The 19,333-nt window shown below is 72.0% G+C and carries 17 protein-coding genes; 6 read left to right on the top strand and 11 right to left on the bottom strand.

Annotated features, from left to right (window positions below; genetic code table 11):
- Positions 1-50 precede the first annotated feature (50 nt).
- On the top strand, positions 51-899 hold the full coding sequence (locus FB470_RS13655) for a trypsin-like serine peptidase (protein WP_306991637.1): 849 nt from the start codon (positions 51-53) through the stop codon (positions 897-899).
- On the opposite strand, the gene FB470_RS13650 is transcribed toward FB470_RS13655, so the two are convergent.
- Positions 900-1,484, bottom strand: a complete 585-nt coding sequence (locus FB470_RS13650; RefSeq protein WP_370876664.1) for a hypothetical protein — start codon at positions 1,482-1,484, stop codon at positions 900-902.
- Between the two features lie 126 nt (positions 1,485-1,610).
- Between FB470_RS13650 and FB470_RS13645 the strand changes: the two genes are divergently transcribed.
- Complete coding sequence (locus tag FB470_RS13645; RefSeq protein ID WP_306991633.1) at positions 1,611-2,372, top strand: MerR family transcriptional regulator; 762 nt, start codon at positions 1,611-1,613, stop codon at positions 2,370-2,372.
- Here the strand turns inward: FB470_RS13645 and FB470_RS13640 are convergent.
- Together FB470_RS13640 and FB470_RS13635 are read right to left on the bottom strand one after the other, a co-directional pair.
- Positions 2,369-2,959 carry a hypothetical protein gene (locus FB470_RS13640; RefSeq protein ID WP_306991631.1) on the bottom strand — a complete coding sequence of 197 codons (591 nt, stop codon included), beginning with the start codon at positions 2,957-2,959 and terminating at the stop codon, positions 2,369-2,371. The two genes, FB470_RS13645 and FB470_RS13640, sit on opposite strands and share 4 nt — an antisense overlap.
- Before the next feature lie 130 nt (positions 2,960-3,089).
- Entirely contained in the window at positions 3,090-5,384 is a 2,295-nt protein-coding gene (locus tag FB470_RS13635) for a sodium-translocating pyrophosphatase (RefSeq protein WP_306991629.1), read from the bottom strand.
- A 238-nt stretch (positions 5,385-5,622) separates the two neighbouring features.
- On the opposite strand from FB470_RS13635, the gene FB470_RS13630 reads away from it, so the two are divergent.
- Positions 5,623-8,034, top strand: coding sequence for a DEAD/DEAH box helicase (locus tag FB470_RS13630; RefSeq protein ID WP_306991627.1), 2,412 nt, complete (start codon positions 5,623-5,625; stop codon positions 8,032-8,034).
- Here the strand turns inward: FB470_RS13630 and FB470_RS13625 are convergent.
- The 8 genes from FB470_RS13625 to ssd form a co-directional block, all read right to left on the bottom strand.
- Positions 8,016-8,639, bottom strand: a complete 624-nt coding sequence (locus FB470_RS13625) for a bifunctional DNA primase/polymerase (protein WP_306991625.1) — start codon at positions 8,637-8,639, stop codon at positions 8,016-8,018. The two genes, FB470_RS13630 and FB470_RS13625, sit on opposite strands and share 19 nt — an antisense overlap.
- Positions 8,640-8,998: 359 nt before the next feature.
- The gene (locus FB470_RS13620) at positions 8,999-9,670 is read right to left on the bottom strand and encodes an Rv3654c family TadE-like protein (protein ID WP_306999247.1); all 672 of its coding nucleotides are present in this window, start codon (positions 9,668-9,670) and stop codon (positions 8,999-9,001) included.
- Positions 9,671-9,902: 232 nt separating this feature from the next.
- Complete coding sequence (locus FB470_RS13615) at positions 9,903-10,232, bottom strand: TadE family type IV pilus minor pilin (RefSeq protein WP_306991623.1); 330 nt, start codon at positions 10,230-10,232, stop codon at positions 9,903-9,905.
- Between the two features lie 218 nt (positions 10,233-10,450).
- A complete protein-coding gene (locus tag FB470_RS13610; RefSeq protein WP_306991622.1) occupies positions 10,451-10,687 on the bottom strand; it encodes a DUF4244 domain-containing protein in 237 nt (78 codons plus the stop codon).
- Positions 10,688-10,720: 33 nt separating this feature from the next.
- Positions 10,721-11,302: a type II secretion system F family protein gene (locus FB470_RS13605; RefSeq protein ID WP_306991620.1), complete on the bottom strand. Its 582-nt coding sequence runs from the start codon at positions 11,300-11,302 to the stop codon at positions 10,721-10,723.
- Positions 11,299-11,826: a type II secretion system F family protein gene (locus FB470_RS13600; protein WP_306991618.1), complete on the bottom strand. Its 528-nt coding sequence runs from the start codon at positions 11,824-11,826 to the stop codon at positions 11,299-11,301. Before FB470_RS13600 ends, FB470_RS13605 begins: the two co-directional genes overlap by 4 nt.
- Positions 11,827-12,253: 427 nt before the next feature.
- Positions 12,254-13,420, bottom strand: coding sequence for a TadA family conjugal transfer-associated ATPase (locus tag FB470_RS13595; RefSeq protein ID WP_306991616.1), 1,167 nt, complete (start codon positions 13,418-13,420; stop codon positions 12,254-12,256).
- The gene (gene ssd / locus FB470_RS13590) at positions 13,417-14,490 is read right to left on the bottom strand and encodes a septum site-determining protein Ssd (protein ID WP_306991614.1); all 1,074 of its coding nucleotides are present in this window, start codon (positions 14,488-14,490) and stop codon (positions 13,417-13,419) included. Before ssd ends, FB470_RS13595 begins: the two co-directional genes overlap by 4 nt.
- A gap of 444 nt (positions 14,491-14,934) precedes the next feature.
- Here ssd and FB470_RS13585 point away from each other — a divergent pair, with 444 nt between their 5' ends.
- The 3 genes from FB470_RS13585 (at position 14,935) to FB470_RS13575 (ending at position 19,329) form a co-directional block, all read left to right on the top strand.
- Positions 14,935-15,777, top strand: coding sequence for an HAD family hydrolase (locus tag FB470_RS13585; RefSeq protein ID WP_306991612.1), 843 nt, complete (start codon positions 14,935-14,937; stop codon positions 15,775-15,777).
- A gap of 508 nt (positions 15,778-16,285) precedes the next feature.
- Positions 16,286-18,064: a glycoside hydrolase family 3 protein gene (locus FB470_RS13580; RefSeq protein ID WP_306991609.1), complete on the top strand. Its 1,779-nt coding sequence runs from the start codon at positions 16,286-16,288 to the stop codon at positions 18,062-18,064.
- On the top strand, positions 18,058-19,329 hold the full coding sequence (locus FB470_RS13575) for an exo-beta-N-acetylmuramidase NamZ family protein (RefSeq protein ID WP_370876466.1): 1,272 nt from the start codon (positions 18,058-18,060) through the stop codon (positions 19,327-19,329). Before FB470_RS13580 ends, FB470_RS13575 begins: the two co-directional genes overlap by 7 nt.
- Positions 19,330-19,333: the final 4 nt, after the last annotated feature.

Below are 19,333 nucleotides of genomic sequence, written 5' to 3'. Positions count from 1 at the left end.
ACACACGCCGCTCGGGGCTTCTGGGTGACCGTTCCGCTACGCTCCGCGTCATGTTCCGCCGCCTGCTCACGGTTCTGACCGTCGTCCTCCTCGGCCCCGCGCTGGCCGGGTCCGTTCCGGCGTTCGCCGCGCCCGCCCCGGACTACACCGGGATCGTCAAGCTCAGCAACTGCTCGGGCTCGCTCGTCCGGCTGCCCCAGTCGGACGAAACCGACCGGGCACTCGTCCTGACGAACGGTCACTGCCTGGAGTCGGGCATGCCGGAGCCCGGCGAGGTGATCGTCAACCAGCCGGCCCACCGCGCCATGGGGCTGCTCGGCGCGGACGGCCGCGTGCTGGGCGAGCTGCACGCGACGAAGGTCGTGTACGCGACGATGACGGACACCGACATCGCCGTCTACGCGCTCGACTCGTCCTACCGCGAAATCGCCCGCGAGACCGGCGGACGGCCGCTGACGATCGCCGCGGCGCCGGCGAACGTCGGCACCCCGGTCAGCGTCGTCTCCGGGTACTTCACGCGCACCTGGCACTGCTCGATCGACCGCGTCGTGTACTCGGTCCGCGAAGGCGGCTGGACCTGGAAGGACTCCATCCGCTACGCCCCGGGCTGCGACACGATCCACGGCACGTCCGGATCGCCGATCGTCGACGACGCGACCCACCAGATCGTCGGAGTCAACAACACGGGCAACGACGACGGCGAGGTGTGCACGTTCAACAACCCGTGCGAGGTGGACGAGAACGGCGTCGTGTTCGCCCAGCGCGGCCTCACCTACGGCCAGCAGACCTACCGCATCCCGGCCTGCTTCTCCCGCGGCGGGCAGCTGAGCCTGGTGCGCGACGGGTGCATGCTGCCGCGGCCTGCCGCGCTGCCGGTGCCCATCCCCATCCCCGCCTGATCAGACCGCCTGCCGGGCCGGTGCTTGTGGCCACACCGGTTCGGCGCCGGGCGGCGGCATGCCGATCAGCTCGGCCAGCGTCGCCAGCCTGCGGCGGCCGGTGACCCGCACCGCGGGCCCGCCGCCCTTCGGCCCCACCAGCTGGGCCGGCAGCCCCAGTTGCCGGAACGCCCCGGCCAGCGGCTCGTGCGTCTCCGGCGCCCGCTCGTCGACGGCCAGCAGATAGCCCTGGACGCCCGGGCGGCCGGATGCCAGCGCCCACAGCCGCAGTGCCGCACCGGTGAGCCGGAACCGGCCCGGCAGCGCCTTGCCGTCGTCGTCGAGCCACGCCCTCGCCAGCCCGATCAGGTCCCGCCGGAACGCCGTGCGGATCAGTGGCCTGCCCTCCTCGGTGCGGCCCAGCTCGGCCGACACCCCGCGCCGTCCGAACTCGGCGGCCAGCACCCGCGCGCGCCACACCTCGTCCACCTCCACGGTGAGGCGGGCGGCGGTGCGCGCGAACCCGGTGATCTGGCCCTGCCCGCACAGGACGCCGCACAGGTCGGCGATGTCCGGGCCGCTCGCCTCCGCCGAGAAGAGCGACATCTGATCCACAGCCGACAGGGTAGAACACCCGTTCGATTTCCCGCGAGCCGTCGCGCCAAAAAAGTTCTTGAAGTTGACGCAGCGTCAACCTCTACGGTGATTTTCACGGGCACGAATGGAGACGAGATGGACGAGCCGATGTCGATCGCCCAGGTGTCGAAGGCCTCCGGGGTGACCTCCCGGACCCTCCGGCACTACGACGGCATCGGCCTGCTGCCACCGGCCTTCGCCGACGCCAGTGGGAGGCGCTTCTACCGGCGTGACCAGCTCATCCGGCTGCAGCAGATCCTGCTGCTGCGGGAACTGGGCCTCGGCCTGGACACGATCGCGGAGATCCTGGACGGAACCGCGGACCGGGCCGAGGCACTGCGCCTGCACCGGAAATGGCTGCTGGCGGAGCGCGATCGGCTGGACCGGCTCGCCGGCACCGTCGCCCGCACGATCAACGAACTGGAAGGAGGGGAACGGATGTCCGCGAAAGAGCTGTTCGACGGGTTCTCACCGGACTCGGAAACGGCGAAGCAGCTCGCACGGGAGGCCGCCGACCGGTGGGGCTCGCAAGCCACGCAGTCACACGAACGGAGCAGGAACTGGTCCACGGAGAAGTGGGCCGCGGTCAACCGGCAGGGCGGCGAGGCGACCGACCGGCTGATCGAACTGGCACGCGCGGGCGTGCCGGCCGACGACGAGCGCGTGCTCGACGCGGTCGCCGCGCACCGCGCCTGGCTGGAGCACCACTGGACGCCGGACGCGGAGTCCTACACCGGACTGGGCCGGCTCTACGCCGACGACGAGCGGTTCCGCAGCCGGTACGACAAGCTCAACCCGGGCTTCGCCGAGTACCTGCGGGATGCCATCGCCGCCTACGCGCGGGCCCGCATGGGTTAGCGGGGTGAGGCCTCGACGGTGAGCTGCTGGCAGACCGGGGCGTGGGCGACAGCGGTCGCCAGCTCGGGCACGGTGTTGAACCGGTCGAGCAGGTCGAGGTGGGCGACCTCGTCCAGCGGGCCGTGCGCCTGCCCGAGCGTCGCTTCGTCGAGGCGATCGGCGTCGGCCGCGTCCAGCCGCTGACGCGCGGCCTGGGCGCGGTCGCGCACGCCCTGGAAGTCGGTGACCGCCTGGGCCCGCACCTGGTCGCCGCCCGGCACCGGGGACGGCGGCAGCGTGGTGAGGCCGTCCAGCGCCCGGTCCAAGCCGCCGATGACCGATCCGAGCAGCTCGCTGGAGGTCCGCAACGCACGGTCCGGGCTGCTCGGGTCGACGCTCGGCATCGTCGCCAGGCCCTGCACCAGCGAGCCGACCGCGGTGCAGTACTCGTCGGCCCACACGGCGGCGGCGTCCTGCCGCTGCACCTCTTCCCGGGACATCCCGGGGCCGCCCGGCTCGACGGTTCTCGCCGGTTGCCGGCCGCACCCCGACAGGCTCACGCAGAGCCCGGTGAGCACCACCAAGAACACGGACTTGCCGGGCCGCACCCAGACACCTCCTGCCGACGCGAAGCTCTTTCCCGACGGTACCGAGACGATTGCGGATCGCAACCGCCGGGCCGGAAAAAGGCCGGGCCCGTCACGCTGCGTGCGTGACGGGCCCGGCCGGGGGTGGAGATCAGGCGGTCTTCGCCGGGGTGGTGTCCTCGCTCGGCGTCTCCGTCATGACGCTCGCGCGCCGCTTCGACACCACGATCGCGGCGATGATGATGGCCACCGCGACCAGCGAGATCGCGATCCGGACGCCGGCCGAGGCGTCCGGCCCGATCGAGAACTGCACGACGGCCGGCGCGATCAGCACCGAGACCAGGTTCATCACCTTGATCAGCGGGTTGATCGCCGGGCCCGCGGTGTCCTTGAACGGGTCACCGACGGTGTCACCGATGACCGTCGCGGCGTGCGCCTCGGAGCCCTTGCCACCGTGGTAGCCGTCCTCGACCAGCTTCTTCGCGTTGTCCCAGGCACCACCGGAGTTGGCGAGGAAGATCGCCATCAGGGTGCCGGTCGCGATCGCACCGGCCAGGTACCCGGCCAGCGCACCGGTGCCGAGGCCGAAGCCGACGGCGATCGGGGCGAACACCGCGAGCAGACCCGGGGTGGCCAGCTCACGCAGCGAGTCGCGGGTCACGATGTCCACGACCTTGCCGTACTCGGGCCGCGTGGTGCCCTCCATGATCCCCGGGATGTCGCGGAACTGGCGGCGCACCTCGTAGACGACCGCACCGGCGGCGCGCGACACGGCGTTGACCGCCAGGCCCGAGAACAGGAAGACCACGGCGGCACCGACGATCACGCCGACCAGCGTGTTCGGGCTGACGATGGTGTCCACGAACGACTTCACGCCCGCGGCGGACTCGCCGATGTCGGCCAGCGCCTTGGAGATCGAGTCCTGGTAGGAGCCGAACAGCGCGGTCGCCGCGAGCACGGCGGTCGCGATCGCGATGCCCTTGGTGATGGCCTTGGTGGTGTTGCCCACCGCGTCCAGCTCGGTCAGGATCTGCGCGGCGTCCTCGTCGACCTCGCCGGACATCTCCGCGATGCCCTGCGCGTTGTCCGAGACCGGGCCGAAGGTGTCCATCGCGACGATGACGCCGACCGTGGTCAGCAGGCCGGTGCCGGCCAGTGCGACCGCGAACAGGGCGACCGTGCCGCCCAGCAGGTAGGCGCCGAACACCGCCGCACCGATCACCAGCGCGGTGTAGACGGCCGACTCGAACCCGACCGAGATACCGGACAGGATCACGGTCGCGGCACCGGTGCGCGAGGTCTCCCCGACGTTCTTCACCGGGCCGTGCTCGGTGCCGGTGTAGTAGCCGGTGAGCTTCAGGATGACGCCGGCCAGCACGATGCCGATGACCACCGCGATGAACGCGATGAGCGCCGGGTTGCCCGCGGTGCCGGCCTGGTCCTGGCCGAAGTCGGCGAACGAACCGGGCAGGTAGACGAACGCGGCGACCGCGCACAGCACCGCCGAGATGACGGCGGAGATGTAGAACGAGCGGTTGATCGTCACCAGGCCGTTCTCACCGGAGCGGGCGCGCGTGATGTAGACGCCGATGACCGCCGTGATGACGCCGATGGCGGGCACGATCAGCGGGAACAGCAGGCCGTGCACGCCGAAGGCGGTGCTGCCCAGGATCAGCGCGGCGACCAGCGTCACCGCGTAGGACTCGAACAGGTCGGCGGCCATGCCCGCGCAGTCACCCACGTTGTCACCGACGTTGTCGGCGATGGTGGCGGCGTTGCGCGGGTCGTCCTCCGGGATGTTCTGCTCGACCTTGCCGACCAGGTCCGCGCCCACGTCGGCGGCCTTGGTGAAGATGCCGCCGCCGACACGCATGAACATCGCGATCAGCGCGGCGCCGAAACCGAAGCCCTCGAGCACCTTCGGGGCCTGACCGGTGTAGGCGAGCACGACGACCGCGGCGCCGAAGAGGCCGAGGCCGACCGTGAACATGCCGACCGCGCCACCGGTGCGGAACGCGGCGCGCATCGCCTTCTCGCGGCCACCCGGCTCACGGGAGGCGGCGGCGACCCGCAGGTTCGCCCGCGTCGCCAGCCACATGCCGGTGTAGCCGATGAGGAAGGAGAACACCGCGCCGACGAGGAAGAACACCGAACGGCCGATGCGCTCGTTCCAGTCGTCCGCCGGGAGCGCGAGCAGCAGCAGGAACACCACGACCCCGAAGATCGAGAGGGTGTTGCGCTGCCTCTTGAGATAGGCGGCGGCCCCTTCCTGCACCGCCTTGGCGATGTCCTGCATCTTGGCGGTGCCCTGGCCGGCGGCCAGCACCTCCTTGAGCAGGAACCAGCCGATGACCAGTGCGGCCAGGGCGATGACGGCGACGACGGCAGCTATGCCGTAGTCACCTCCGGAAAACTCGAGGCCCTCCGCGAGGGTCTGCCGGGACATCCGTCCTCCTGGAAACGTTCCTGTCGCCAGTGACAGCCCGCCTAGGGGAAGCCGTGCCGACGCTGGCATGGGATCTACACCACAAGTGGTGCCGGTTGCCCGGAGTGTATTGGTATTGCGTTCGGCACGGTCAGGGCGTCCCACAACGATCACGCTCAGTACATGTGAGTCTGCTCACGGTTCATGATCTTTTCACGTCCGGGCGGTTCTGTCGTACTGGTGTGCGAAGCTGGATGCCGTGGAAGCCAGGGTGGGGACCGAGCGGGCGCGGCGGTTGCTGCAGCGGGTCACCGCCGGGATTCCGGAGAACCCGGTGACCCACGTGGCCGAGCTGCCGGCGCGCGAGGCGCGGCACGTCGAGTGGCCGTCCTGGGCGGACGAGCGGGTGGTGGCGGCGCTGCGGTCGTCCGGGGTCGACGAGCCGTGGGCGCACCAGGCGGAGGCGGCGTCGCTGGCTTTCGGCGGGCGGCACGTCGTCGTGTCCACGGGCACCGCGTCGGGCAAGTCGCTGTGCTACCAGCTGCCGGTGCTGTCGACGCTGGCGCGGGACGACAAGGCGTGCGCGCTGTACCTGGCGCCGACGAAGGCGCTGGGCGCCGACCAGCTGCGGTCGGTGTCCGCATTGGACGTGCCCGGGGTGCGGGCCGCGTCGTACGACGGGGACACCCCGATGGCGGAGCGCGACTGGGTGCGGGCGCACGCGCGGTGGGTGTTCACGAACCCGGACATGCTGCACCGCGGCATCCTGGCCGCGCACTCGCGGTGGGCGCGGCTGTTCCGCAAGCTGTCCTACGTCGTGATCGACGAGTGCCACAGCTACCGGGGCGTGTTCGGGTCGCACGTCGCGCTGTTGCTGCGGCGGTTGCAGCGGGTGGCGCGGCACTACGGGTCGTCGCCGGTGTTCATCCTGGCGTCGGCGACGACGGCCGAGCCGCACGAGTTCGCCTGCCGGCTGCTGGGCGCGGACTGCGAGCCGGTGGTCGAGGACGCCTCACCGCGCGGGGCGCGGACCGTGGCGCTGTGGGAGCCGCCGCTGATGGAGGACCACCGCGGCGAGAACGGGGCACCGGTGCGCCGTTCGGCCGGGGCGGAGGCGAGCCGGATCCTGGCCGAGCTGGTCATCGAGGGCGCGCGGACGCTGGCGTTCGTCCGGTCGCGGCGGGGCGCGGAGCTGACGGCGCTGGGAGCGCGGCGGTTGTTGTCCGAAGTGGACAGCGAATTGCCGTCGCAGGTCGCGGCATATCGGGCGGGGTTCCTGCCGGAGGAGCGGCGGGCGCTGGAGCGGGCGCTCCTGTCCGGCGAGCTGAAGGGCGTGGCGACGACGAACGCGCTCGAGCTGGGCGTGGACATCGCGGGGCTGGACGCGGTGGTGCTGGCCGGGTACCCGGGCACGCTCGCGTCGTTCTGGCAGCAGGCGGGCCGGGCGGGCCGGTCGGGCGACGACGCGCTGGTGGTGTTCGTGGCGCGGGACGATCCGCTGGACACGTTCCTGGTGCACCATCCGGCTGCGGTGCTGGAGCGGCCGGTGGAGTCGGCGGTGCTGGACCCGTCGAACCCGTACGTGCTGGCGCCGCAGCTGGCGTGCGCCGCGGCGGAGTTGCCGTTGACGACCGGTGAGCTGGAGACGTTCGGCGGTGCCGCGGCGCGGGAGGTGCTGGACCGGCTGGTGGCGGACCGGTTGCTGCGGCGGCGGCCGAGTGGCTGGTACTGGACTTCGCGGGACAGGCCGCACTACCAGGTGGACATCCGGGGATCGGGTGGTGAGCAGATCGCGGTGGTGGAGGCGGACACGTCGCGGCTGCTGGGCACGGTCGATCCGGGGTCGGCGTGCACGACGGTGCATCCGGGCGCGGTCTACCTGCACCAGGGTTCGTCGTACGTGGTGGACGAGCTGGATCTGGAGTCGGGGATCGCCTTGGTGCACGCCGAGGACCCGGAGTGGACCACGTCGGCGCGTGAGGTCGCGGACATCACCGTGTTGAGCACCCAGGAGCGGGTGGATTACGGCGGGGTGAGCGTGTGCCTGGGCGAGGTGGCGGTGACGTCGCAGGTGGTGGGGTATCTGCGCCGGCGCCCGTCGGGTGAGGTGCTGGACCAGGTGGCGTTGGACCTGCCTGCGCAGACGTTGGAGACGCGCGCGGTGTGGTACACGATCACGCCCGAGTTGCTGGAGGCCGGCCGGGTGCTCGAAGGTGGCGGGGCGCTCGAAGGTGGCGGGGCGCCGGGGGGCGCCGGTCTGGATCCGGCGCGCATCCCCGGCGCCCTGCACGCCGCCGAGCACGCGGCGATCGGCCTGCTACCGCTGTTCGCTACGTGCGACCGCTGGGACATCGGCGGCGTGTCGACCGCTTTGCACGCTGACACCGGGGAGGCGACGGTGTTCGTGCACGACGGCCATCCCGGAGGCGCGGGATTCGCCGATCGCGGTTTCGCTGCTGTTGTCCCGTGGCTGGCCGCTACGCGGGAGGCCATCATCTCCTGCGAGTGCCCGGCGGGTTGCCCGTCCTGTGTGCAGTCACCGAAGTGCGGGAACGGTAACGACCCACTGGACAAGGCGGGGGCGGTGGCCGTGCTGGATACCGTGCTCGGGGCGGTGAGTTCTCACAGTGACCGGCACGACCACGGGGTGGCTCAGGCTGCGGCGAACTGACCGGCGCCGACGAGCGGCCGGTCGGTTCCCTGCTGGTCGAGCGCGCGGGCGAGCACGGTGTGCACGGCCTCGGCGGACGGCAGCCGCCAGCCCCACACGTCCGGCTTGACCCGCCAGTGCACGACGCCGTGCTGGAACGGGGTGGGCGGGAGCGGGATCCAGCTGCCCTGGCCGTGCCAGCGGACCGCGCCGGAGGTGGCGAGTTCCTCGGGGATGCGGTCGGCGACCGTGGTCAGGAACAGCCAGCGGCCGTCGGGCGTCGCGACGATCGGCGCGGGGTGGCCGGTCGCGCGGAGCAGTCGCGCGGCGCGCTTGCCCAGTTCGTCGGGGACCTCGACGGCGTCCAGCACGGTGCCGGTCGCGACGAGGAGGCTGTAGGGCTGGCCGGTCCACCAGCCGGCGACCTCGTTGGGGTGGGCGCCGAGGCGGTCGGCCCAGTCCTGGTGAACGGGCACCGGGCCGGTCCACGACCCTTCGGCGTCCGTCTGCGCCGGAAAGGTGCCGGGCAGCACCGGCCACCCGTGCCAGGCGAGGCCGATGGCCTCCGCACGTAGTTCGATGCGGAAGGCGCCCCGCCAGCTGTCCGACCAATCCGTGTCCAACATCCGTCCACAACTCCTTGCTTGTTCCACCGCTCGGGGTGGCTGTCTGGTTTCCAATAAACGGCAAGTTGCAGATGGCCGGAACCCGCCGCGCGACAACCGGCCGATCCGAGGCGACGAGCGAACCGCCCGTGCTCGGCCCGGCCGAACGCCGTTCGCCGATCACCGCCCGGCGACGAGCGGCGCCCGGCCATGACCTTCGATCGTGATCTCCAGCACAGCTTTTGGCTGTGCGCCAACGGTTTCATCGTTGCCGGGACGGTTCGCCCGGCCACGGGCGGTGACCGTTCGCCGCGCGAGGGCGACCGCCCACCCGCGGCGAGCGCCCCGACCGTTCACCGCGGGGGTGACCGTTCGTCGCATCACGGCCCCGCGCGGGCCCGCCCGGAGGCGGCGCCGACCGGACCGCTCACCGTCACCTCGACGAGCGCGTCCCACCCGTCGAACCGGCAACTCACCATCCGCGCACCCATCCGGTCGACGACCCACTGGGCCCGCCCGCAAGCGGCGTCCGTCCCGGCGGCGGCCTGTCCCGCGGCGGCGAGTGCGGCCAGGTCGGCAGCCGCGGAAGCCCGATGCCGGGCGACCGCCGCGGCCCCGAGGCCCCACATCAAGACCGCGATCGCCGCCAACGCCGCGATGGCTCCCGCAGCCCAGACGGTGGCGGCGCCCCGTTCCCGATCGGGCGGCGGTGTGCCGTTGGACGCCGAGGGTCCTGTGCCCCCGCCAGCCCCGGCCCCGCCACCGCTTCGACCAGTCGGGGTGACAATGCGGGCGTTACTCACCGGCCCGGCCCCGTCTCGATCCCCGCGACCGCATCGGTGGTTCGCCCTTCGTCCCCAGGCGCCGCCCGGACCTCGCCCGACCTCCAGTCGGCCGCCGTGGCCGTGTGCCCTTCGCCCCCTGGCCCGGCCCGGACCCACGCCCGATGGGCGGCCTTGGCCGTGTGGCCTTCGCCCCCATGCCCGACGCGAACCCCGTCCCACGCTCGACGGGCCGCCTTGACCGTGTGCCCCTTGGCCGCCGGCTCCCATCCCACGTCCCATGCGCCCCCCATCCCACGTCCGATGCGCCGCCTTGACCGTGCGCCCTTCGCCCATATGCCCGCCCCGGACCCCGCCCCACGCCCGAGCAGCCGCCGCGAGCACCACTGCACTCCGAGCACCCGCTGCAGGTCGCCCCGGAAGACACCCTGACCTGAGCGCCAACCGGGGTGCCCAGTCGGCGAGCGGCGATGGCGTCGGATGGGCACCCGTCCGCCGCCGGTCAGGGATCCGCACCGGTCACTCCTGGTTCGAGCACCGCGAAGGCGGTCCCCGTCAGGTGGAGGCCAGGGAGGAGCCCACCGGCCGGATCCGCGCGGACCTCGACGCTGATGCTGTCCCCCGCGGTGCTCACCGAGAGCCGCGCCCCGGGCGGTGCGATCTGCTCGACGGCCTGTGTGGCCAGTTGCGGCTGGCCCCGCGCGACGAGCCGGGCGGCCTCACGAGCGGCGTCGACGCACCGGAGCTGCCCGGTGATCGCCGTGAAGCCCGCCAGCACCATCCCGACGAACACGGTGAGCGCACACAGCGCGATCGCCGCCTCGACGGTCACCGCTCCGCGGTCCGATCGCTTCCCCTGCCGCACCGGACTGACCCGGGACGAACGAGCCGCTGGCACCTCGCCCGGCGGTCGCCGGCCGATCAGCCCCCTGGTGGCTCGGGCCGCCGCCGCCATCGGCAATGCCCAGGCGCCCGCCGTCGTCGGCATCGGGCTGGGATGGGCACGCTTCGCGGGCAGGGGTGGGCCTGCGCGCGGGCTGGGGCCTGTCATCAGAAGCTCGCTGTCAGGGCCTGTTGGATCAGGCCGGTCAGCGCGGCCAGGACCGAGTCGCCCGTGACGACCGAGTACAGCAGTGCCGCGAAGGCCGCCGCGGCGATCGTGCCGATCGCGTATTCGGCGGTGCTCATCCCGTCGTCGGCGGTGATCACCGGGCGGAGCCAGCGGCGCCACCACCGCGGGCGTGGCGGTGCGGCGTGACGCCCCGCGGGTTTGGTGCGGAACAGCATGATGGATCCCCTCTGTCTACTGTGGATGGACGATCAGAACACGGTGAGACGTCCCGCCAGACCGAGCACGACGGGTACGACTCCGAGGCAGACGAAGGCCGGGAGGAAACACAGCCCCAGTGGTCCGGCGATCAGGACCCCCGCCCGTTGCGCTCGCGCCTCGGCTCGATCGGAGAGCCCGGCCCGTATGTCCTGTGCGAGGTCACGGGCCGCGTCGGCGAGCGTTGTTCCGCTGCGGGCGGTTCGTTTCGCCGCGCGAGCGAACTCCGCCGTTCCGGGGCAACCCAGGGCCGGCGCCCAGCCCTCATCCGCGTCCGCGCCGAGCTCCAGCAGACCCGCCGCGGCACGCAACGCGTCCGCTTCCGGGCCCGCCGCACCCTCGGTCACCGCCCTCAGCGCGGCGGGCACCGGTTGCCCGGCTCGGAGGCACGCGGCGAGCAGGTCCCACGTCGCGGCCAGCTCGAGCGGGTCGGCCTTCGGTGGGCGGCGCCGTGGCCGAGCCGGAGCTCTGGGTGCGGGCAGCAGGGCAGCCAGTCTCAGGCCGGGAACCGGTCTGCCGGGCAGTGTCAGCAACGCAGCGCCAATCAGCGCGACGGCGAGGGTCCCGCCGCTCACCACAGCGCACCCCTTCTCGTGATGCGAGCACTCCAGGCAGCACCCGCGACGATCAGAACGGTGCCGGCCAGCAGGAGTGTGTTGCCACCGGCGGTGGCGAAGAGAACGTGCACCGGGTGAGCGCCCATCCCCTCGCCGAGCAACAGCCCGAAACCGGGCAGCGCGGCGAGGACCATCGCGCTGGCTCGCGGGCCGGACATCGCCGCCTCGGCCTGCGTGGTGAACCTGAGGTGCTCCGCAATGTCGCGGCGGACGGCGTCGAGCAGTTCGGCCAGGGGCAGCCCGTGCCGCTGGCTCAAGGACCAAGCCCGCGCCAGCCGTCCCCGTATCTCCGCCAGCGGCCGGCTGGTGGGGATGGTCGCCAGCGCACCGGCGGGATCGCCGCCCAGCCGGGCCGCCCCGGCCATCGCCTGCAGGAGTTCGGCGACCGGGCGAGGCGCGTCGACTGCCGCGGACTCAGCGGCGAGCGCGGGCGGCGCGCCCGCTCGCAGGTCGACCACCATGGCGTGCAGGGCCTCGACCATGGAGCGTCTGGCCGATCGGCTCTCCGCCACGACGCGACGGCCCCGCCAATGCCGCCAGCCGGCCCAGCCGAGCAATCCGCCCGCGGCACAGACAGTCGGTGGCACGAGGAACACGAGAGGCACCAGCCCGAGCGCGTAGACCTTTCGTGGCACCCGGAGGCTGCGTGGCTTCGCGGACTCCGTGAGCGCTTGCAGCCGAGCGACGGAGCTCCGCACCGGCGGCCAGGAGGCGACCGCTGCGGCGGCACAGGTCAGGACGTGCGTCAGCATGCGACCCTGCCTCTCTGGCCCCGCCTGCTGGTTCCCCACTGGCCGTGCTCGATGGGAAGGACACGGAGTGCGCAGCTGGGCGAGCACAGCCGGGCAGCTGAGCCACGCACCGGCCGCCAGCAGGCAGTCGCCACGGAGGGATTGGCGCGTGCGGGCGTCAGCATGCGGCCCTCCCTGCCCGGGCGACCACGGCGGCGAACAGCACACGCCGCTTGGTCCACTCTCCGTCCTGCCAGACCGGCAGAACCCGGACGTCTCCGTTGTCCGCGCGGCTGAGAACTCCGACCTCGGCCAGCTCTCGTTGACCCGACGCGGCCCGGCGCATGTGGAGGACCACCTGGACCGCGGCGGCGAGCTGGCTGTGCAGGGCCGATCGGGACAGGCCGCCGAGGGAGGCGAGTGCTTCCAGCCGGGCCGGGACTTCCGCCGTGGAGTTCGCGTGCAGCGTGCCGGCGCTGCCGTCGTGACCAGTGTTCAAGGCATTGAGAAGTTCACAGACCTCCCGGCCACGAACCTCGCCGACCACAAGCCGGTCCGGGCGCATCCGCAGTGCCTGGCGCACCAGGTCGCGCAAGCTGACCTCGCCCGCGCCCTCGATGTTGGGCGGCCGGGCGATCAACCGGACGAACTGCGGATGCGCGGGCTGGAGCTCGGCCGCGTCTTCGACGCACACGATCCGCTCGGACGGCGACACCGCACCGAGCATGGCCGCGAGCAGCGTGCTCTTCCCCGCGCCGGTGCCGCCAGTGACGAGGAACGCCAGTCGCGCGGCGACCACGGACTCGACCAGCTCGGCACCGTCCGCTCCGAACGTGCCCAGTTCCCGCAGCGCGGTCAGGTCGTGCACCGCGGGGCGGAGTACGCGCAGGGAGACGCACGTGCCATCCGCCGCGATCGGCGGCAGGACCGCGTGCAACCGCACCCGGCCGTGCGGGCCGAGGCCCGGCAACCAGCCGTCGACGTGGGGCTGCGCGTCGTCGAGCCGTCGTCCCGCCGCGAGGGCCAGGCGCTGCGCGAGGCGGCGCACCGCCTCCTCGTTGGGGAAGGACACCTCCGTCCGGCGAAGCCCGTCCGCGCCGTCGACCCAGACGTCCGACGGTCCGGTGACCAGCACGTCGGTGACACCGGGCAGGGCGAGCAACGGCTCCAGCGGCCCGGCGCCCGCCAGCTCCTGGCGCACCACACGCAGCGCGTCCAGGACCTCCGCATGGCCGACGGGCCGCCCCGCCTCGGCGCGCACGGCGTCCGCCACGGTCGCGGCGTCGGTACCGGCGCCGGCGCCGGCCAGCCGCAGGCGGACGCGTTCGACCAGCTCGAAGTTCATGCCGCCAGCACCTGCCTCGACCGGGCCTCGGCGAGGACCAGCCGCGCCGCCTCGAGCAACGCCCCACGCGGTCGCGGCGCGAACTGGCCGTGCTCGATCTCCCGGTCCAGCTGCCGTTCCAACGGCATCGACGTCAGCAACGGCACCCCGACCGCACCCGCGGCGACGCTGGGCTGCAGGTCGCCGGGCGCCGGACCACGCACGACGAGCCGCACCCGGTCGGCCGGATCGCCCAGCTGCTTGAGAACCCGCCGAGCCGCGAGACAGGCCCGCATTTCGGCCGGGATCACCACGACCACGAGATCGGCTCGCGCGATGACCGCGAGACCCGCGCCGTCGAGGTGCCGCGGCAGATCGCACACGACCGTGCGCCCGGAACGCCGTCCCGCCTCGATCACGGCCGCCACCCCCTGCCCGGTCGGCCCGTCCCCGTTGCGGTGGCAGGACAGGAACGGCAGCCGCAGGCCCCGGTACCGGAACTCGGGCAATGACTTCAGCAGGGCCGGCATCGACAACCGTCCGGCACCGGGACGGAGTTCGGGCCAGCGCAGGCCCTCCGCGTGCTCGGCGCCGAGCAGGGCGTCCACCCCACCGGCGAGCGGATCGCAGTCGACCAGGAACCCGCCGGGATCGTGGCGGCAGGCGACGAGGGCCGTGGCCGCCGCCAGGAAGGACGCACCGGCGCCGCCCCGCCCGCCGACGACACCGATGATCCGTCCACCCGGGACTCCGGGGCCGTCGACGACGTCGGCCAGCGCCGCGGCGAGGGTGGTTTCGTCCTCCGGCAGCGCGACGACGTCCTCGACACCGGCGCGGAAGGCCCGCTGCCAGGTGCGGGAGTCTGGCGCGCCCTTGGTGACCAGCAGGACGCCGGGGCGACGCGGCAGCTCGACCTCGGCGTCCACCGCCTGCTCGTCGACGAGCACCAGCGGCGCGTCCGGCCAGCGCGGACGCGCGGCGAGCAGATCCGGCGCGCGCTGGGTCTCGCAGCCGACGGCCGCGGCGACGCGCAGGATTTCGTCGAGCAGGGCCTCGTCGTGGGCGACGACGAGCGGACGGGTGTGGTTCACGACTGCCCCCAGGAAGGTTCGGTGGTTGACCTGACTCCACCGTCGTTCCCGCGTCCCTGCGCGACAAGGAGTTCCGGTCCCGCCTGTGGACAACCGGGGTCATGTGGACAACTCACGAACCGGGCGGCCCGAGCGAGCCGGAACTGTCCGCGTCCTGTGGCAGGATTCGCGCCCGCGCGCGAGAAAAGGGGCGACCCCCGCCAGGGGGGAGGGACGGGGGTCGCCGTGGGTTCAGCCCCGGGGGGTTGGACTGAACCGCCGGTGGGAACACCGGATGCGCTCCACTGTAACTCCGGTCACGGTCGCCGAACGGGTCTTCCCACACCCACAATTCGGTAACAGCACCAGCAATCGATTCCCCGGCGGCGAACGAATTTCCGACCGGGCGACACCGTTGGTGGTCACCTGACGAGCGCGCGAGCGATCTCCTCCTATCCTGAAGCTGTGGCAGAACTTCCCAGCTCGCCGCCGGGCGATCTCCCCGCCGCGACCGGAACCGGTATCGCGGCCTTCTTCGACCTGGACAAGACGATCATCGCGTCGTCCAGCGCGCTCGCGTTCAGCAAGCCGCTGCTGCGCGAGGGGCTGATCAGCAAGCGCGCGGCCCTGAAGAGCGCCTACGCGCAGTTCGTCTTCTCGCTCTCCGGCGCCGACGCCGACCGGACGGAGCGGATGCGGGCCGAGATCTCGGCGTTGTGCGCCGGCTGGGACGTCGCCCAGGTGCGCGCGATCGTCAACGAGACGTTGCACGACATCGTCGACCCGCTCGTCTATTCCGAGGCGGCCGAGCTGATCGCCTGGCACCAGGAGCAGGGGCACGACGTGATCGTGCTGTCGGCGGCAGGCGACGAGGTCGTCACGCCGATCGCGGCGATGCTGGGCGCGACCGGCAGCGTCGCGACCCGAATGGGCGTCGTCGACGGCCGCTATTCCGGCGAAATCGCATTCTACTGCTACGGCGAACAAAAAGCGGTGGCCGCGAAACAATTGGCCGCGGAAAACGGGTACGACCTCGCCAACTGTTTCGCCTATTCGGATTCGAGCACCGACATCCCGCTGCTGGAGACGGTCGGCATGCCGCGCGCCGTGAACCCCGATCGCCTGCTGCGCCGCACCGCCACCGAGCGCGGGTGGACGGTCCTCGAGTTCACCAAACCGGTGTCGCTGCGCAGCCGCATCCCGGCGCCGACACCGGCCACCCTGGCCGTCGGGCTGGGGCTCGGCGCGGTCGCCGCGGCCGGGGTGACCTGGTACGGCCTGACCCGCAAACGTCGTGGGGGAGCATGAATTCTAGTCGCGCACGGTGGTCCCATCACCGGATCGGGCGTCTGTACCGGTGCACCCGTCCGACCCCTTGAAGTGACCGCCGTCACTGGGTTACAAAGTGAGTGCGGACATCTTGTCGGCCAAGGACGAGACGAAGATAAGTCTCGTTCCTCCCCGCAAGGTCTCCGTGCGCGGACTCCGGGCACCCACGCGCAGCACGCCGCGGGAGGCTTGTCGTCGAGGGACTGCGTACCGGGACGCCGGACGCCGAGTCCCCACAAGGCACGACATGAGTTGCAGCTTGGTCACCCGAGTGGTCCGCGCGGGCGGGCGCCGCCAGCGTTATCGCTGGCGGCGCCCGCGCATTTTTATGCCCATCGGATTAGACCGTTGGAGTGGCATGCGCTGAAAAGCACTTTCGGGCTCGTCCGAAAGTAAGGCGGTCGTTGACCTGCTCTGGAGCCACTGAGTAGCTTCCCCCAATGTCGGCTCGATCCAGCCGGCCGTTCATCATCAGGGGAGGTTCGCGATGCGCCGGAGGAGTCATGCCCTTGCCGCGATCGTCGTGGGTGTGCTCGGCGTGAGCACGCTGAGCGCGGCGTCGGCCGCATCCGGGCGCCAGGAGGGCTGGGCCGAGCAGACGCTGCGGGCCATGTCGCTCGAGGACAAGGTGGGGCAGCTCTTCGTCGCGGACGTGTGGGGCAAGGCGGCCGACCAGCCCGACCAGGGCAACCGCACGAAGTACGGCGTGGACACACCGGCCGAGGTGATCGAGCGCTACCACCCGGGCGGAGTCATCTACTTCAACAACTCCGGCACCGACAACGTCGACGACCCGGCGCAGGTCGCGGCCCTCTCGAACGGGCTGCAGCGCGCCGCGCTCGCCAGCGGTGCCAGGGTGCCGCTGATCGTCTCGACCGACCAGGAGGGCGGCCGGGTCACCCGCATCGCGGCTCCCGCGACCGAGTACCCGTCGAGTATGGCGATCGGTGCGGGCCGCAGCGCCGAGGACGCGCGCCAGCTGGCCACGGTCAACGGTCGCGAGTTGCGGGCGATGGGCATCAACCAAGATTTCGCCCCGGACGCCGACGTCAACTCCAACCCGCTCAACCCGGTGATCGGCTCGCGCTCGTTCTCGGCGGATCCGGCACTGGCCGGGCAGCTGGTCGCCGCGGAGGTCGCGGGGTACCAGAACTCAGGGCCACCGACGGAAACCGTGTCCGCGGCCGCCAAGCACTTCCCCGGCCACGGTGACGCCGCGACCGACAGCCACACCGGACTGCCGGTCATCAACCGGACCGCGGACCAGTGGCGGCAGATCGACCTGCCACCGTTCCGGTCCGCGATCGAGGCGGGCACGGACGTGATCATGTCCGCGCACATCACCGTCCCCAGCCTGGACCCGTCCGGCGAGCCCGCGACGCTGTCGAAGCCGATCATGACCGGAATCCTGCGGGACGAGTTGCACTACGACGGCGTGGTTGTCACGGACTCCCTGCAGATGGCCGGTGTCCGGCAACTGCACACCGACGCCGAGATTCCAGTACTGGCGCTGGAAGCCGGCGTAGACCAGATGCTGATGCCGCCGGACCTCGGACTGGCCGTCGACAGTGTGCTCGACGCGGTGAAGAGCGGCCGCCTCACCGAAGAGCGCATCGACCAAAGCGTGCTGCGCATCCTCAAGCTCAAGGAAAAGCGCGGAATCGTGGCGAAGCCGCTGGTCAACACTCGCGCGGTCAGGCAGGTCGGGAGCCCCGGCAACCGGGAGAAGATCCAGTCCATCACCGACCGGACGACCACGGTGCTGCGCAACGACGCCGGGCTGCTTCCACTGCGGCAGCCCGGGAAGGTTCTGGTGACTGGCTGGAACAACCCGAACTACCCCGGCTACCCGGCCGAGCCGGTCCGGACCCTGGCCGACCGCCTCGGCGGAACAGCGATGCCGACGGGCGCCAACCCGGCCGCGGCGACCATCGAGAACGCCGTGACGGCGGCCGGGCAGGCGGACACGGTCGTGGTGCTCACCAACGGGCTGCGGGCGAACACCGGTCAGGGTGATCTCGTGCGTGAACTGCTCGCGACAGGGAAACCGGTCGTCGCCGTGAGCATCCAGGAGCCGTACGACGCGGGTGTCGTCGACGCGCCGACCTGGATGGCGACCTACGACTGGCGGGACGTGACCATGACTTCGCTGGCCAAGGTGCTCCGGGGTGAGATCTCCCCGCAGGGCAAGCTGCCGGTCGACATCCCGGCGGGCGACGACGCCGGCCAGATCCGCTATCCCTTCGGCACGGGACTGACATGGTGAGCCTCAACCGGCGCGGGTTCCTGGTCGCGGGAGCCCTCGCGACACCCCTGGTGGCCGGCGGGTCCGCGATGGCGGAGCCGGTGACGGGCCGGACACCGTCGCCGCGGGCGCCGGTCGTGACCGGTGCGGACGTCCTCGCCGCTCAGGGCTGGCGAACGCTGGCCGGGCGCAAGGTCGGCGTACTGTCCAACCCGACCGGCGTGCTGGCCAACGGTGACCACATCGTCGACTCGATGATCGCCGCCGGTGTCCGGCCGGTGGCCGCGTTCGGCCCGGAGCACGGCTTCCGCGGCAGCGCCCAGGCCGGCGGGTCCGAAGGCGACTACACGGACCCACGCACCGGCATCCCGGTCTACGACGCCTACGGCGCCGACGCCGCCAAGCTGGCCGGCATGTTCACCAAGGCGGGCGTGGACACAGTGGTGTTCGACATCGCCGACGTCGGCGCGCGGTTCTACACCTACATCTGGTCGATGTACACGGCGATGGCCGCCGCCGGCCGGACCGGCGCCGCCTTCGTCGTCCTGGACCGGCCCAACCCGATCGGCGGCAAGGCGTACGGCCCGATGCTGCGGCCGGAGTTCGCGTCCGGCGTCGGGTTGAAGCCGATCGTGCAGCAGCACGGCATGACCGTGGGCGAGCTGGCCGGGTACTTCGCGGCGGAGTTGCTGCCCGCCGAGGACGTCCGCGTCGCGGATCTCCAGGTCGTGCCGGTCGAGGGCTGGCGCCGGGACACCTTCTTCGCCGCGACCGGCCTGCACTGGACCCCGCCGAGCCCGAACATGCCGACCGCGGACACCGCGCTCGTCTACCCTGGCACCGGGATGTTCGAGGGCACCGTGTTCTCCGAGGGCCGCGGCACCACGAGGCCGTTCGAGATCGTCGGTTCACCCGGGGTCGACTGGCGCTGGCGGGACGAGCTGACGAAGGTCGGCCTGGCCGGTGTGCAGTTCCGCGAGACGTACTTCGTGCCCACGTTCGGCAAGTTCGTCAACCAGACCTGTGGTGGCGTGCAGTTGACGGTCACCGATCCGGCGGCGTTCGACGCCATCCGGACCGCGGTGGCGATGCTCGTGACGGCCAAGAAGCTGCACCCGGACCTCTTCGGCTGGCGCGCCGACAACGGGATCGACAAGCTGACCGGCTCGGATCGGCTGCGCACGATGATCGACTCCGGCGCCGGGGTCGACGACGTCGTCGGGTCCTGGCGAGCCGAGCTCGACGAGTTCACCGCCCGCCGCCGCCCCTATCTGCGGTACCGGTGAGGCC

Origin of the sequence: Amycolatopsis thermophila (genome assembly GCF_030814215.1) — a bacterium.
GTDB classification, from domain to species: Bacteria; Actinomycetota; Actinomycetes; order Mycobacteriales; family Pseudonocardiaceae; genus Amycolatopsis_E; species Amycolatopsis_E thermophila.
The sequence above is the reverse complement of the archived record's forward strand: the minus strand, read 5'-3'. Positions and strand labels throughout refer to the sequence as shown.